Source organism: Shewanella violacea DSS12 (genome assembly GCF_000091325.1).
GTDB classification, from domain to species: domain Bacteria; phylum Pseudomonadota; class Gammaproteobacteria; order Enterobacterales; family Shewanellaceae; genus Shewanella; species Shewanella violacea.
In genome coordinates, this window is the sequence record NC_014012.1 from 3,456,250 (window position 1) to 3,471,810 (window position 15,561).

The following is a 15,561-nucleotide window of genomic DNA, read 5'->3' on the forward strand; positions in this document are numbered from 1 at the left end:
AAGCGAGTCTAGCATTTGCAGTCTGTTTTACCTATAGCTTACAATGCTATAGATCATTCACTAGCTCTATATACCTCACTCTCCTTGAAAATCGTGACCAGGATCACTAGAATCCCAGTCAATAATTTTAGAATTAAAATCTGGGCTGAAATATATGATTCACTCCCCTTGCGTGGCCAAATGTGGTTTAAACGACGAAGACATCTGTATGGGTTGTTACCGGACTATCGATGAAATAGTGGCCTGGGGTACGGGTGACGATGGGTTTAAGGCTGACGTATGGGTAAAACTAGCAAAGCGTAAGGCCGAGCAGGCTAAAGGTGAGTTGGGCGAAAGTAACAGTATCAGCCGGAAAAAATGGCAAGAAGCAGAGGCACGAATAGCACTGAATAGCACTGAATGAACGTTAATCCCTAGCTTTAATCCCTATAGATAGAGCAATAAAAAGAGATATAGCCGTTACCGACATATATCTCTTATTAATCCCATGGATAAACTACTTCTTCATCATGCCTTTAAGATTGGCGAAGGGATTATAAGTGGCCGATTCTACTTTAGTCTCAGTAGTCGCACCGTACTGAATCAACTCTTCAAATTTCGAATGCTCATTATCATGACAATAGAGGCAGAGTAGTTCCCAGTTTGAACCATCAGATGGGTTATTATCGTGGTTATGATCTTTATGATGCACAGTCAGCTCACGCAGGTTTGAATGTACAAATTCACGAGTACAACGACCGCACACCCAAGGATATAACTTTAGCGCCTGCTCACGGTAACCCGTTTCACGCTTCGCTTTATAATCTCTGGCTGCAGCTAATACTTTATCTAGTTTACTTTGACCTTGGCTTACCGACATCCACTCAATTCCACTTAACGGCTATCGATACAGGTCTGAATATTACCCGGCACGATAGCTAAAAAAATACCCTGTAGTGATAATAACATCGCTACAGGGTAAATTTAACTGTTTAACCGACTTTCTATTCAAAGCCTGATATTAAGATCTTAGATTCTAAGCATCTCCGCCCAGGTATTCAGAACTAGAAAGATGCAAATAGTGGGTATACTTCTCATACTGAGTCACCACATCGGCCAAGATCTGTTTCTGCGTGAAACCCATGACGTCATAGTGCTGACCACCATGCTCGAGGAAGACTTCGGCGCGATAGTAATCAGTCTCACCGTCGTCGACTTCACTGACTAACGGATTGGTAATCGTGAAGGCTCTGATCCGTAGGCCATAGACAAAATCGTTATGGTCTTCACTAGGAATAACAAAGCGAACTCGATTGTCTAAGTTAATTAGCTGTGCCGGGATATTTCGACGAATGAAGCTCTCACACACCTTAGTCAGCGCTGGGGTTGCCACCTGCTCGAGGAACTCCTGCACATCGTCTTCACTAGGATGGGACACCAAGACATCGAGATGATCCTCCCAATCCACATTGGTTTTGCTGTATTGCACACTGGTATTATGCGATTGCACACTGTTGATCTTAATCCAATCATCTTTCAGCGCCTTATAGAGACCTAGGCACATCAAGAGCATCACCAGTAAAAATGGTAGTGCACTGGCAATTGCCACGGTTTGCAGCGCCTGCAGACCACCGGCCAACAAGAGCACCGAGGCTACCACGCCCTGAAGCATAGCCCAGAAGACACGTTGCCACACAGGAGCATCATGATCGCCCCCCGAGGTGAGGTTATCGATAACCAAGGAGCCTGAATCTGACGAAGTAACGAAGAAGGTTACCACTAAGCATAGGGCTATGGTCGACAACAGAGTCGAGAAAGGTAAGTGTTCAAAGAAGACAAACAGGGCAATTGATACGTCCGATGAAACAGCATCAGACAGATAAGTGGCTCCATGATTCATGATGGCATCGATAGCTGTGTTACCAAATACCGTCATCCACAGGAAGGTAAATAATGATGGCACAAACAAGACGCCGATCAAAAATTCCCTGATGGTTCGTCCACGAGAAACTCGTGCGATAAAGGTGCCGACAAATGGTGACCATGATATCCACCAGCCCCAATAGAGCAAGGTCCAGCCGCCAATCCAGTCATTCTTCTGCTCATAAGCATATAAGTTAAATGTCTTACCGACTATATCACTCAGATAGGCACCGGTATTCTGCACAAAGGCCTGTAATATTTCGACCGTAGGACCGAATATAAGCACAAAGATTAACAAGAGTACCGCCAGTCCTAGGTTTAGCTCACTGAGACGTTTAACTCCCTTATCTAATCCTGAGAATACTGACACTGTGGCGATCAAGGAGATAGCGATAATCAGACCGACCTGGACCACAGGACTAATAGGCAAACCGACTAAATAGTTGAGACCCGAGTTAACCTGCAATACACCAAAACCCAGAGAGGTCGCCACGCCAAACATGGTACCAATTACGGCAAAGGTATCAACCGCATGGCCCATGGGTCCATAAATGCGCTCACCAATCAAGGGATAAAGGGCACTTCTGGGCAACAGAGGTAATTTATGACGATAGGAGAAATAAGACAGACTCAGACCAACAACGGCATAAATCGCCCAGGCATGGATCCCCCAATGGAAAAAAGTGATCTTCATGGCATCTTTTGCCGCCTGATACTCTCAGGCGTAGCATCTGGCGGCGCCATATAATGCATAACAGGCTCGGCAACGCCGAAAAACATCAGGCCTATACCCATACCTGCAGAAAACAGCATGGCTATCCAGCTCTTATAACTGTAATCGGGTTCCGCGTGATCAGGCCCAAGCTTGATGTCGCCGAAACGACTGACCATGACGAAGATAATAAAGATAAGGAAGATGGCTACACCTAAGATGTAAAGCCAACCAGCTTTAACCTGAATCCAGGTCTGAACCAATTGGAATACTTCTTGGGATTGTCCGGGCCACATTGAGCATACAAATACAATCAAGATGATGAGCAATAGTGATGAAAAAAATACAGGTGGATTGATACTGGTTTTAAGCGACATATGGCTCCCGCACGTTAACATGCAACGTCACATACATAATGGTGACGCTACTTGGATCCCGAAGCATGACACATTCAACTAGGTCGTAATCAAACTCCGACATCAGTTAAGTATATGCTGCAACCGGGAAGTTGCATTTTGTGATTAACCCACTAAATTCTTCGGCCATAGGATTAGGCATGTTGAAGACTTCCATTCACTTTATAGCGATGAAAGTAGAAAATTTAGCACGTAATACACTGGAGCAAATCATATTGAATAACCCAGCCCCGTACTCAGACTAAAGCCTGTACGGATAACGCCAGCTCCTAAACACCAGACTCGAGTCACAATAAGCGACTCAAAAGTACTGGATTGAGCTGTAACCAGCTATTAAATAGAATTTGCATATCGATTAATCGACAGAACCTGATAGATATATTCTTGTCCTATCGAAAACCAGATACTCACAAAACTTGTTAATATACTAACCTATATGGCGATTCAGTAATGTGCACTTAGCTGAAATAGGCGCCATTAACCGTCTTTTGATTGAAGATTTACACTGGAACGCCCTAAATCCAACCTTAAACTCCCAGATTTATTACCCAAGGCTCACAACAAGCTAAGTTTACCCACATCTTCTAGGGCATGAGATTACCGAGTATCTCTTCATAGGACACGAGATTGCCGGACATTTTCTGTAGTAGCTGAATAGTTAAAGGTTGAGATCTTTTTCCATCTCTTCATAGGAGATGAGATTGCCGGACATCTTTTCTATTACCCAACGTTACTAAGACCAAGCTATAAGTTCAGATCTTTTTCCATCTCTTCATAGGACACGAGATTGCCAGACATTTTCTGTAGTAGCTGAATAGTTAAAGGTTGAGATCTTTTTCCATCTCTTCATAGGAAACGTGGCGTACATCTTTTCCTTTGACATAATAGATGATGTATTCGCAGATATTCTGACAACGATCGCCGACACGCTCAACGGCTCGTGTTGCCCAAAGCACATCAAACACCTCAGGAATTGAGCGAGGGTCTTCCATCATATAGGTCATAAGTTGACGAATGGTGGCTTCATACTCTTTATCTAGTTTAGCGTCTTCCTTGTGTAACTCGAATGCGGCGTCGGCGTCCATACGCGCTAAAGCATCTAAGGTGCCATGAAGAAAACGGGTCGCGTGGCGTCCCATGCTATCCAGACTCACAAGCAGAGGTTGCTGTTTCTTTAAACGTTTATCCAGAGCAACCTTGGCAATTTTCACACAGGCATCACCGATACGCTCTAAATCTGTGATGGTTTTAGAGATGGCCAAGACTAACCTTAAATCACTCGCCGCTGGTTGCCTTTTAGCTATGATACGAGCACATTCCTCATCGATAGAGACCTCCATGCCATTGACCTTATGATCACCTTGGATAACGCTCTGGGCAAGCTCAGCATCTAAGTTCGAAATTGCATCCAGTGCTTGCTCTAGCTGACGTTCGACCAGACCCCCCATGGCTAAGACACGGTTACGAATATCATCCAGCTCGGCGTTAAATTGACCCGAAATGTGTTTGTTTAAATTCATATTATCCATAGGTGTTAACCCTTTTTCTGTATCTCATCCCCAGTGAACTAAGCTCACTGGAACTGGATTTGTTGACTAAGGCTAATTAGCCTTAATTAGCCTTAATTAACCGTAACGGCCTGTGATGTAATCTTCCGTCTTACGTTTCTGCGGTGTCGTAAAAATGGTATTGGTATCTGCGTACTCAACCAGCTCGCCCATGTACATAAATGCAGTTTGATCTGACACCCGAGCTGCCTGCTGCATATTGTGGGTCACTATCACCACGGTATACTTAGATTTAAGCTCACTGATCAGCTCTTCAATGATCAGGGTCGAGATGGGATCCAGAGCCGATGTGGGCTCATCCAGTAGTAACACTTCAGGCTCGATGGCGATGGCACGGGCTATCACCAGACGCTGTTGCTGACCACCAGAAAGGCCAAAAGCGTTATCATGAAGTCTGTCTTTCACTTCATCCCATATGGCGGCACCGCGAAGAGAGCGCTCGGCGGCATCATCGAGATCGCGGCGATTGTTTATCCCTTGGAGGCGCAGTCCGTAGACCACATTCTCGTAAATTGATTTAGGAAAAGGGTTCGGACGCTGGAATACCATGCCAACATTACGACGCAAGGCAGCAACATCTATCTTCTTGTCATAGATGTTTTGTCCATGTAGCAGGACGTCACCACTTATATGGCAATTATCCACCAGATCATTCATACGGTTAATACACCGCAGCAGCGTCGACTTACCACAACCACTGGGACCGATAAAGGCGGTAACTTGTTTTTCCGGTATCTTCATAGATACATCGAACAAAGCCTGTTTATCGCCATATTTCAGATCCAAGTTACGGATCTCCAGGGCTGTGTCTTCCTGGCTCAAGTTTTTCAGGTCCACAAATTTTGTACTCATCGCTGACTTATCTATCGAAATCATGTTATGTCCTATCACTTTAACTGTTTTATGCGACTCACAAAACCTGTGAGTCGTATTAATCTGTTTACCTACACACACTAATATTGGTATTAGTGCTCGAGTGAGCGATATTTCTCACGTAGATGGTTTCGAACCGCTATCGCCGTCAGGTTCAATGACACAATGACAGTAACCAGCAAGAACGAAGTAGCGTAAACCAGAGGTCGCGCGGCCTCTACGTTCGGACTTTGGAAGCCCACATCGTAAATATGAAAACCTAAGTGCATAAACTTTCGCTCCAGATGAACGAAGGGAAAGTTCACATCTATGGGCAAGGTTGGCGCAAGCTTGACGACACCCACTAACATCAAGGGAGCCACTTCACCCGCAGCGCGAGCCACCGCTAAAATAAGTCCAGTCATAATGGCCGGGCTCGCCATAGGCAAGACGATACGCCACAGAGTTTCCGCCTTAGTAGCACCCAGTGCCAGACTAGCTTGGCGTACCGAACTAGGGATACGACTCAAACCTTCCTCAGTCGACACGATAACCACAGGCAAGGTCAAAATAGCCAGAGTCAAAGCAGACCAAAGTACACCGGGGGAGCCGAATGTCGGCGCCGGCAGCGCTTCGGGAAAGAAGAGCTGATCTATGCTGCCGCCAAACATATAGACGAAGAAGCCTAAGCCAAATACCCCGTAAACTATGGATGGCACACCCGCCAGGTTAATTACGGCGATACGGATCATCTTAGTCACCGGGCCTTTCTTGGCATACTCGTGCAGGTAAACCGCCGCAACCACCCCAAATGGCGTCACAATTACCGCCATCAGCATCACCATAAATACTGTACCGAAAATAGCCGGAAACACCCCGCCCTCGGTATTGGCTTCACGAGGGTCATCACTGACGAAACGACCGACACCCACAAACCAATGGCCCAATTTATCTAACAGGCCTAAACGGTTGGAATAAGTCACATCCAAAATGCTATCCAGCTTGAGGGTCACCTCCACGTCGCGCATGTCTTTGATAATGACCGAATCTCGACCCGCTTGTTTCCTGAGTCCGAAAAACTCTTTCTCTACAGTCTGATATTGAGCCTGTAATATCGCCCGTTTCTGGGCTAAGTCTGCCTTGACCACAGGTGTTAGCTCACCATCGAGTTCATAACCACGCTCCTGCAGACGCAGCTTTTCGATGGCGTAATTTATCGAACCTATTTCCCCCTTCTGTATCTCTACTGCCTTATCATTGAGCTCCACAGAACGTTCAATGTGCGACTCGAAGGAGGCTTCAACATTCTCAAAATCGAGCCGTTTATCATTTTCAATAACAGCAAGCGGATAACCGTAGAAATCGCCATTCTTGCTGCGCTCTATAACCGCGATATCTTCGGGGAGACTGCGCGAGATGATATCTGTGGCAAGAATCCAGCGAAAATCCAGACCAACAAATTCACGGTTACCGGTTTTAACTAAATATCGTGTAACCGTATCCCCAGGCGCCTCTTTAAACACATGACCGGCCGAAAGCAGCTGCTCTGTGGGCACTTGTTCGGTGTCGTATATCTCACCGATAAGGGTATATTTAGCTCCCTGTTGATCTTGCATCTCCCATTGGTAGATCTCGGCTGGCCAGAAGTAACTCAACCCCCGCCATGCAATCATCAAGAGTAACCCCAGTACCGCAATCAAGCTGATGCTGACCGCACCACCTGTCATCCAGATCCAAGGAGAGCCTGATTTAAACCAATTACCCATGACACTGACTCCCAAGAATTAGAGCAAGATCAAACTCAGTAACAAGCACCATGTCATTCATTCCCAAAGCCCAAAGAGAGCCAAATTTAAACCCGCTATTCATGTTCATATATATATTCATCATTTCTTTACTACTAAAATGAGCGATTAAAGTGAGCTATAGCGTTCACGTAGACGCTGTCTGACCACTTCGGCAATAGTGTTGAAAACAAAGGTGAAAATAAACAGCACGAAGGCCGCAAGAAACAGTACCCGGTAATGAGAGCTGCCTATGGCCGACTCGGGCACTTCGACGGCAATATTCGCCGCCAATGTACGCATGCCCTGAAACACACTCCATTCCATGATGGCTGTGTTACCCGTCGCCATGAGTACTATCATGGTTTCACCAACCGCACGCCCCACTCCCATCATGATGGCAGAAAATATACCTGGGCTAGCGGTAAGCAATACCACACGAGTCAGTGTCTGCCAGGTGGTCGCACCTAGAGCCAAACTACCATTCGAGAGATGACGAGGCACAGAGAACACCGCATCTTCGGCTATTGAGAAGATAGTGGGAATGACCGCAAAACCCATGGCGATACCGACAACTAGCGCATTACGTTGATCGAAGGTGATACCGAGTTCATTGGTAATAAATAATCTTGAATCGCCATCGAAGAAGGCAACTTCCAGTGTGGGACTAATAGCGAATGAGAACCAGCCGACGAAGAGGATCACCGGGATTAACATCAATTCCTGGTAGGCTTCGGGTAAGTACTGCTTAGCCTTATCCGGCAAGTTATGCCAGATGAAAGCACTGGTCAGTATCGAGACAGGCAAGAGAATGAGTAAGACTAAGATCCCCGGCAAGTGGTCCTCTATCAAGGGAGCCAACCATAAACCGGCGAGGAAGCCGAGTATCACAGTAGGCAAGGCTTCCATTATCTCGATGGTGGGTTTGACAACAGAGCGCACCTTAGGCGTCATAAAATAGGCGGTATAGATGGCACCAGCAATCGCCAGTGGTGTGGCGAACAACATGGCATAGAAAGCGGCTTTCATGGTACCGAACGCCAATGGCATCAGACTTAATTTGGCTTCGAAATCATCTGATCCCGACGTTGACTGCCACACATATTTAGGTTCAGGATAATCTTCATACCACACCTTGCTCCACATGGCGCTCCACGACACCTCTGGATGAGTATTTGAAACACTGAACATATGCAACTTATTGTCGGCTTCAATCACTAAGGCATTAGATCTCGGGCTAAATCCCAAGGTACCAGGATTTTTTAAATTGAAATCCGCGGAGAAGAGCTTTCTTTGGCTCGTGGTGTAAAGCAATGACAGCTGGCCATTATCACTAATAGTGACGAAACTCTTGCGATAAAATTCAGAGGCAACACTTTTAATCCCCTCATCATTTCTAAAGTCGCGTATTTCTTGATATTTACGCCCTTGCTCACCATTGACCTGAAAATACTGTTGTACCAAACCTGAGTCGTAGCTCACCAGCAGAGAACTTGCTCCGGCAAGCAGGCTCACATTAGTAACCTTAACACCAGTACGCCCCAGCTCTAACACTTGTTTCAGGGAAACGGCTTCGGCGTCTCGAATATCATAGATAAACAGTTTATTGCCTGAACTGAGCAGGAGTTGACGCTGATTTGGAGTCATTAACTGCTGCTCAACATCCACAGGTGCATCCTTGATGATGCCAGTGTAAGAAGACCATTCGACCTCTTCGGTCATCATGTTCTCCTCACCCTCCAAGCGAGATAAACGCCATACTTGATCATCATCTTGATACGCAAAAGTCATCATATCGCTACTGTAATCGAATGCGAGATGATTTATCGATTGCCCTCGGTCATCGACAGTCATGGGCGCCCTGCCGTTAGGGAATCTCAAATTAGGCGTGATAAGACGTTTATTGTTGGGATAGGTCACGCCAAACTCGATACCAGCAATGATCACCTGACCATTATCGAGTCCAAAAGCAAACCTCTGCTCACTTGGCACCGAGGCTGAACTACTGACCACCTGACTTCCCTCGGGAAATACCACTTGCTCAGTTTTAATTAGTTTAGATGAACTGACATCATAAAAATCGACTCTACCCGTTTGAGATACACGGTACATGATCTCATTTTGCTCGTCGCTTCCAACTATCAAGGCCGGGGCTGAATCATTAAACTCCACGCTCGATACAGCTGAGACTTCGGCATCATCGAAGATAGGCTTAATAACATAGAGCAGATAAAAGAAAATCAATAATAGCGCAACAAATACCATGGCTCCGCCGATAGTCACACCAATTTCAGTTAACTTATCCTTAATCGCCCTGCTGCTTGAGCCTCTCCCCATCAGTAGGTTATGAGCCTTAGAATCAGGTTGTCTTACCTGAGTATCCATTAGAACCTCGTTTATTAAATAGTCAGTAGACTTTTCACTGGGATTATTCTAACAATAAGTTAGCAACAATCTCATTATTCTGATGTGTGCCATTATATGACGCAAAGATGACACTAGTATTACAGAGTCAAACCAAGGAATGATTAATAAATAGTGGAGTAGTATTAATATGTTACGTTACTTAGTTACATTGCAGGTCGCTGATAAAAAAGGACTCGTAGAACAGATAGCCCATGCGGTGAGTCGCCATGGCGGTAATTGGCTTGATTCTGAGCTACGTCATATCGATGGTATCTTTGCCGCCATACTCCTATTAGAGGTTCCCTCTTCTAATTGGGACATCTTAGTCGAGAATCTTGAGTGTATCGAAGGCTTGAGCCTGACCTATGCTAAAACCAGTAAGCAGCCCAATAAACTGCAACATCTTAGCTTCTCATTAGTCGCCTATGACAGACCCGGTCTGGTACACGAAATCTCCAATAAAATAAGCGCGTTGGGTATCAATATCGAACATTTCAGCAGCCGTTACGAGACAGCCTGCCACACTGGCGTCGCCTTGTTCAGAGCCAACTTCGATCTCGGCATGAAAAACCCCGAGCAAGAGGAGCAACTATGTGAAGCTCTGTATGCCATGGGTGATGATGTGGTGCTCGATAAGATAAACCGTTAAAACCAGCATAGATCCAATAGCGATTCATGCCCTAATAAAACCCGACTCAAGCTTACATCGAAGAGGAAGCATTCTCTTCGATGACTCTCATCTGTCCTAACCTTCAGCCATATCCCTTTACAAAACTCTTACCAATCGAATAAATCAATTAAGAGTCAATCCAACAATCTGATATACTGAGACCATATAAGTTCGTCAATGTCATGCTCGAAATTGTAGGGAACCGACAGAGTTCCCAATGATAGGAAAAAATATGTTAGGAACCATCAAGAAGATGCGCGCCACACTGGATGATAACCAGCAGGTGCAGTATCAGTTGCCTATAGGCGATGAATTATTAGACATGAACCCGCTAATCGGCACCAGTGTCACTCTCACACATACAGGCAAGATATGCTGTAGTAATTGTGGCAAGCGCACCAAGAAGAGCTATTCTCAGGGTCATTGCTTCGTCTGTATGAGAAAGCTGGCCAGCTGCGACTTGTGTATCATGAAGCCCGAGACCTGTCATTTCGCTCAGGGGACATGTCGCGAGCCTGAATGGGGAGAAGCTAACTGTTTCGTGCCTCATTATGTTTACCTGTCAAACACCTCAGGGCTCAAGGTTGGCATCACACGTCATACCCAACTTCCGACCCGATGGATAGATCAGGGAGCCACTCAAGGCTTAGCCATCTTGAAAGTATCAACCAGACAAATCTCCGGACTGGTCGAAGTTGAACTGGCTAAGATGATCGCCGACAAAACCAACTGGCGCACTATGCTAAAGGGCAATGCACAAGACATAGATCTAAAAGCGAAAGCCGCAGAATTACTGCCGGAAGTCGAAAATAAGATCCATGAGATATGCATGGCACATGGCGACTATGCCATCGAGAAACTCGATGAAGAGATACAGAGTATCCGCTTCCCTGTCACTGAGTTCCCAATCAAGATCAGCTCACATAACTTCGATAAAGATCCTGTGGTCAGCGGTATCTTGCTCGGCATAAAAGGTCAGTATTTAATCTTTGATACCGGCGTTATTAATATGAGAAAGTTCACCTCATATGAGATCAGCGTAGGCTAGATATATAGCGGCTAATCTCAGATATATCAAATAAAAAGCTCATGATAATCATGAGCTTTTTATTTACTGCTGCTTATCTATTACTGTGGCTTTATCGCCTTGTTCCCCGAGATAGAACACCACAATTTTGGCCGACTCTGAGCTAATATTTTTTCCATAGTGAGAGGTATTAACCAACTCGATAAGCGTATCCCCAGCCTTGAGATTTTTCTGTTTGCCATCCCTGGTGTATACCATCAATTCACCGCTTAAGAGTATGCCGGCATTAATCACCGGATGCTGATGCCAAGGCAGTTCCTCACCAGGCAATATCACTATCTCTTTAATCGTCACTTCTGGCTGAGTTAATGAGTATGCAGGCAGTTTATTCCCATCCCAAGACTCACTAGATTTGATCAGATCCTTAGAGGTGGCAGCACCAGCGGTTAAAGAGGCGAACATCGAAGCGGCAAATAAGACCTTCAACATGAAAATATCCTTATTATCTGTAAACTTATCCAAAACTATGCACAAAATTAAGACAGTTACTGCAGTAGCGCAAGTGAAATAAATGTAAATAAGCTTTTAATGGGATTGATAATGATTATCATTCATGACAATTTTATTACACACTGGACCCCCAATGTCATTTTCACTTAGCCAAACGGCCATTGCCACTCGATGTGCACTGCTTTGCCTCGCGCTTCCCTCACTCTCCGTATTAGCCGATGATAACGCTCGCTCCCCAGCCGATAGCTCCATGGAGCGTATGATTATCACTGGAAGTCGTAGTGTCGAACGCATAGATGAAGTGCCATCTTCGGTCACCTTGATCGACAAAAAGATGCTTAAACAAGATATGTTAATCAGCTCAGAGCTGCAGAATATACTGGCATTTCGCGTACCGGGAATGGCACCAAGCTCAGGCACCTCCAGTAATTCTGGACAAACATTGCGTGGCCGAAAAGCACTGATCATGATCGATGGGGTACCACAGTCAACACCACTGAGAAATGGCCAGTTAGGCATTCGTTCAATAGATGCTGGCGCCATAGAGCGTATAGAAGTGATCAAGGGGGCAACCTCAATTTATGGTAATGGCGCCTCGGGTGGCATCATTAACTACATCACCAAGAAGGCAAGTAGTGATGATAAAGCCAGAATCCAGCTAGGCGCATCGAGCAAATTCAGCGCTGTAAAGTTCGAAGACACCCCGGGCTACCGTTTCGATGCATCCATAGACGGGACTATCGATAAATTCAGCTATGTATTAACGGGGGCGATGGAAGAAACCGGTTTACAACGCGATTCACAAGGCGATGTGATAGGCCTTAAATACGGATTATCAGAGAGTAAATCGAAGAATCTATTCACTAAACTCGGCTATGCTTTCGATGAAGAAAAGTATCTGCAGCTGACCTATAACTATTACGATGCTCAACAGAAAACCGATTATGTGGACGTGGTTGGCAGCGTCAATAGCGGCGTTAAAACCTATGCCATCAAGGATACTTCTGGAGCCCCAAAACTGGGGGTACCTCAGGGTCCCCGCGGTAATCACAACTTAATGCTGAAATATGTGGATGAAGAGATCTTCAGTAACACTCAACTCACACTCGATGGTTATGCTCAGGTCATCGAAAACATGTTCTTCTATTCCACACGACTATCGAACCCAAGTGCAGGTTACGCTGGCGGACAATCTCTGATTAAATCCGATAAGAAAGGGATTCGGGTCAACTTCAACACTCAGCTAGACTGGGATAATGTCGAGGTCAGTTTCATCTATGGACTGGATGCACTCAATGATGTCAGCTCCCAACCTCTGGATGACGGTCGGATCTGGGTGCCTGAAATGGACATGACCAATTTGGCCGCCTACCTACAGACCAAGATAGTGATAGATGGAGATTGGATTATTAAGGCGGGAGTTCGTCAAGACAGTGTCGATCTCAGCGTCGATGACTACCAGACACTGAAAGTGTGCAAAAGTGCCGATACCTGCTCGGTACCTATGGATGTTAAGGGGGGTGATATTGATTATGACACCACCACCTTCAATGTCGGCGTCAGATACAATATGAATGACTATTTCAGCCCATTTATCAGCTTCTCCCAGGGCTCTGACATCTCAGATCTTGGCCGCTTACTGCGTACCGCCACTGTCGATGATATATCGCTTATTCGTACAGAGGCCTCAATAGTCGACAACTACGAAGTCGGTGTGTCGGGGCAAGTTGCCGATTTAACCTATGAATTTGCCGCCTATCGCAGCAACTCAGAGCTAGGCACAGGCAGTAAATATATCGTTGAGACTGGTGTTTACATGCCTGTTCGTGAGCCACAAAAAATATGGGGATACGAAGCTCAGCTTAGCTATCAGATACAAGAAAACTTAACCTCCAGTGTCAGCTACAGCTGGATAGAAGGTAAAAATACCGAAACTGATACCTATCTCGATGGTAAGACAATCTCTGCACCTAAGTTCACAGCGACACTGGACTGGCAGCCAATAGAAGAAGTTAGAATCGGTGTTAACTATCTTTATGTTGGTGACCGTAAACGCTTCGAGCCTGTAGATGGTAAATATGTCGGTACACTCGGGCCAGTGAGTAGCTATAACCTAGTGAACTTGAGCAGCAGTTACCAGATCGACAACTGGCAGCTGTCTCTGGGAATTGAAAACCTACTGAACCAAGATTACTACTCGGCTCGCTCTCAGGCTTATACCTATTCAGGCTATAACACCAAAGGTTTAGGCACCACAGTAAATCTTGGCGTTAAAACCAGCTTCTGATTTAACTCATAACTCTTAATGAAGGGCAGCAGGCTTGCCCTTCTTTAAGGCACAGTTACATACAGATTAATCAATAACACTAGCACCAAGAAATTATTCTCCAATCAGAAGTTCAATAGTTAACACCCATACAATCCACTTAAAACCCTATCCAAAAATAACAAACTCAGTCATAAATATGGTTAAAGGTTAAATTTCAGATATAGCTAAAATTCATGCTTTAGAAATATTTTAATTAGTAACGACTAATATCCATTGTGTCTTAAACAGGTTCGGCATCTAACGCCATCACTCAAGTTACTCCCCTTACACATGTTTTAAACACGCCTGTAACTCTTGTCCAGCCTGACTTTTAATAAAAAACATAGCTTGATTAGACCCAATAACTAAGATAACAATAATAACAAGCGGTCATTTTTCATACAGACCGCTAATAACAAAATACTCATTCAACAAGACTCAGTAACAAAACAGTCAACAAACCCCTGGGGAATAATATGAACAGATGGATCTACACACTTATAATCTTACTCTTAAGCTTATCAAGTTCATTCAATGCTACGGCCAGCACATCAACATCGGCGACTAAATATCCCATAGTACTGGTGCATGGCTTATTTGGTTTCGATGATATTTGGGGAATTGATTACTTCTACAAAATACCTCAAACCCTACAGCAACAAGGTGCTCAAGTATTTGTCGCCAACGTATCTCCGGCTAATTCCAGTGAAGTCCGAGGCGAGCAGCTACGCAATTATGTACAAGCCGTGCTGGCACAAACGGGAGCCGATAAAGTTAACCTAATCGGTCATAGCCATGGCAGTCCAACCATACGTTATGTCGCCAGTGTCAGCCCTGAAATGGTGGCATCGGTTACCTCTATCGGTGGCGTAAATTGGGGCAGCAATGTTGCCGATTTCGTCCGCGGTGCAATACCTGCCGACTCGGCGATAGAATGGCTTGCTCAGCAAGGTTTTAATTCCTTAGCCGCGATCATTGCCGGGATCTCAGGCAATAGTGGTTTACCCACTGACACTATCGCCGCGATGGAGTCACTCACGACCTCAGGCTCAGTTGCATTTAATCAGCGCTACCCCGAAGGTATTCCGGCCCAATTCTGTGGCCAAGGTTCAGCACTCGCCGACAACGGTGTGTACTACTTCTCCTGGTCCGGTGCCAGTCAACTCACCCATGTGTTCGATGTCAGCGATTACCCCTTGAGTCTAACCGGCCTGCTATTTAATGAACCCAATGATGGACTGGTATCAAGTTGTAGCTCTCACTTAGGTTTAGTCATCAAAGATAACTACAAGATGAATCACTTAGATGAAGTGAATCAGACCTTCGGTCTGGTTAGCTGGTTTGATACCAACCCTGTCACTCTATACCGACAGCACTTAAACCGCTTAGCCCAACTCGGACTCTAA

At 45.3% G+C, this 15,561-nt stretch carries 11 protein-coding genes and 1 pseudogene; 5 read left to right on the plus strand and 7 right to left on the minus strand.

The window, feature by feature from the left end; all coding sequences use genetic code 11:
• The first annotated feature begins 154 nt into the window (after positions 1-154).
• Positions 155-403, plus strand: coding sequence for a DUF1289 domain-containing protein (locus SVI_RS14370; protein ID WP_013052318.1), 249 nt, complete (start codon positions 155-157; stop codon positions 401-403).
• Between the two features lie 93 nt (positions 404-496).
• Here SVI_RS14370 and SVI_RS14375 read toward each other — a convergent pair whose 3' ends face one another.
• The 6 genes and pseudogenes from SVI_RS14375 to SVI_RS14400 all read right to left on the minus strand — a co-directional run bounded on the left by SVI_RS14375 (position 497) and on the right by SVI_RS14400 (position 9,619).
• On the minus strand, positions 497-859 hold the full coding sequence (locus SVI_RS14375) for a YajD family HNH nuclease (RefSeq protein ID WP_013052319.1): 363 nt from the start codon (positions 857-859) through the stop codon (positions 497-499).
• Between the two features lie 156 nt (positions 860-1,015).
• Positions 1,016-2,991 (minus strand): annotated as a pseudogene (locus tag SVI_RS14380) (BCCT family transporter).
• An 857-nt stretch (positions 2,992-3,848) separates the two neighbouring features.
• Positions 3,849-4,559 (minus strand): phosphate signaling complex protein PhoU, encoded by a 711-nt coding sequence (gene phoU, locus SVI_RS14385; RefSeq protein ID WP_013052323.1) that lies wholly within the window; start codon positions 4,557-4,559, stop codon positions 3,849-3,851.
• Positions 4,560-4,655: 96 nt separating this feature from the next.
• Positions 4,656-5,474, minus strand: coding sequence for a phosphate ABC transporter ATP-binding protein PstB (gene pstB, locus SVI_RS14390; RefSeq protein WP_013052324.1), 819 nt, complete (start codon positions 5,472-5,474; stop codon positions 4,656-4,658).
• An 89-nt stretch (positions 5,475-5,563) separates the two neighbouring features.
• A complete protein-coding gene (pstA, locus tag SVI_RS14395) occupies positions 5,564-7,216 on the minus strand; it encodes a phosphate ABC transporter permease PstA (RefSeq protein WP_041419975.1) in 1,653 nt (550 codons plus the stop codon).
• A gap of 147 nt (positions 7,217-7,363) precedes the next feature.
• Positions 7,364-9,619: an ABC transporter permease subunit gene (locus SVI_RS14400; RefSeq protein ID WP_013052326.1), complete on the minus strand. Its 2,256-nt coding sequence runs from the start codon at positions 9,617-9,619 to the stop codon at positions 7,364-7,366.
• Between the two features lie 169 nt (positions 9,620-9,788).
• Here SVI_RS14400 and SVI_RS14405 point away from each other — a divergent pair, with 169 nt between their 5' ends.
• Together SVI_RS14405 and SVI_RS14410 are read left to right on the plus strand one after the other, a co-directional pair.
• Positions 9,789-10,289, plus strand: a complete 501-nt coding sequence (locus SVI_RS14405; protein ID WP_013052327.1) for a glycine cleavage system protein R — start codon at positions 9,789-9,791, stop codon at positions 10,287-10,289.
• A 253-nt stretch (positions 10,290-10,542) separates the two neighbouring features.
• Positions 10,543-11,358, plus strand: coding sequence for a DUF2797 domain-containing protein (locus SVI_RS14410; protein WP_041419976.1), 816 nt, complete (start codon positions 10,543-10,545; stop codon positions 11,356-11,358).
• A 63-nt stretch (positions 11,359-11,421) separates the two neighbouring features.
• Here SVI_RS14410 and SVI_RS14415 read toward each other — a convergent pair whose 3' ends face one another.
• Positions 11,422-11,826, minus strand: coding sequence for a cupin domain-containing protein (locus SVI_RS14415; RefSeq protein ID WP_013052329.1), 405 nt, complete (start codon positions 11,824-11,826; stop codon positions 11,422-11,424).
• A gap of 154 nt (positions 11,827-11,980) precedes the next feature.
• Here SVI_RS14415 and SVI_RS14420 point away from each other — a divergent pair, with 154 nt between their 5' ends.
• Together SVI_RS14420 and SVI_RS14425 are read left to right on the plus strand one after the other, a co-directional pair.
• Positions 11,981-14,134 carry a TonB-dependent receptor gene (locus SVI_RS14420; RefSeq protein ID WP_041419977.1) on the plus strand — a complete coding sequence of 718 codons (2,154 nt, stop codon included), beginning with the start codon at positions 11,981-11,983 and terminating at the stop codon, positions 14,132-14,134.
• Positions 14,135-14,631: 497 nt separating this feature from the next.
• The gene (locus tag SVI_RS14425) at positions 14,632-15,561 is read left to right on the plus strand and encodes an esterase/lipase family protein (protein ID WP_013052331.1); all 930 of its coding nucleotides are present in this window, start codon (positions 14,632-14,634) and stop codon (positions 15,559-15,561) included.

Coding starts and splice junctions, on each gene's coding strand:
- SVI_RS14370 (WP_013052318.1), top strand. CDS start 155: ATGATTCACTCCCCTTGCGTGGCCAAATGTGGTTTAAACGACGAAGAC.
- SVI_RS14375 (WP_013052319.1), bottom strand. CDS start 859: ATGTCGGTAAGCCAAGGTCAAAGTAAACTAGATAAAGTATTAGCTGCA.
- phoU (WP_013052323.1), bottom strand. CDS start 4,559: ATGGATAATATGAATTTAAACAAACACATTTCGGGTCAATTTAACGCC.
- pstB (WP_013052324.1), bottom strand. CDS start 5,474: ATGATTTCGATAGATAAGTCAGCGATGAGTACAAAATTTGTGGACCTG.
- pstA (WP_041419975.1), bottom strand. CDS start 7,216: ATGGGTAATTGGTTTAAATCAGGCTCTCCTTGGATCTGGATGACAGGT.
- SVI_RS14400 (WP_013052326.1), bottom strand. CDS start 9,619: ATGGATACTCAGGTAAGACAACCTGATTCTAAGGCTCATAACCTACTG.
- SVI_RS14405 (WP_013052327.1), top strand. CDS start 9,789: ATGTTACGTTACTTAGTTACATTGCAGGTCGCTGATAAAAAAGGACTC.
- SVI_RS14410 (WP_041419976.1), top strand. CDS start 10,543: ATGTTAGGAACCATCAAGAAGATGCGCGCCACACTGGATGATAACCAG.
- SVI_RS14415 (WP_013052329.1), bottom strand. CDS start 11,826: ATGTTGAAGGTCTTATTTGCCGCTTCGATGTTCGCCTCTTTAACCGCT.
- SVI_RS14420 (WP_041419977.1), top strand. CDS start 11,981: ATGTCATTTTCACTTAGCCAAACGGCCATTGCCACTCGATGTGCACTG.
- SVI_RS14425 (WP_013052331.1), top strand. CDS start 14,632: ATGAACAGATGGATCTACACACTTATAATCTTACTCTTAAGCTTATCA.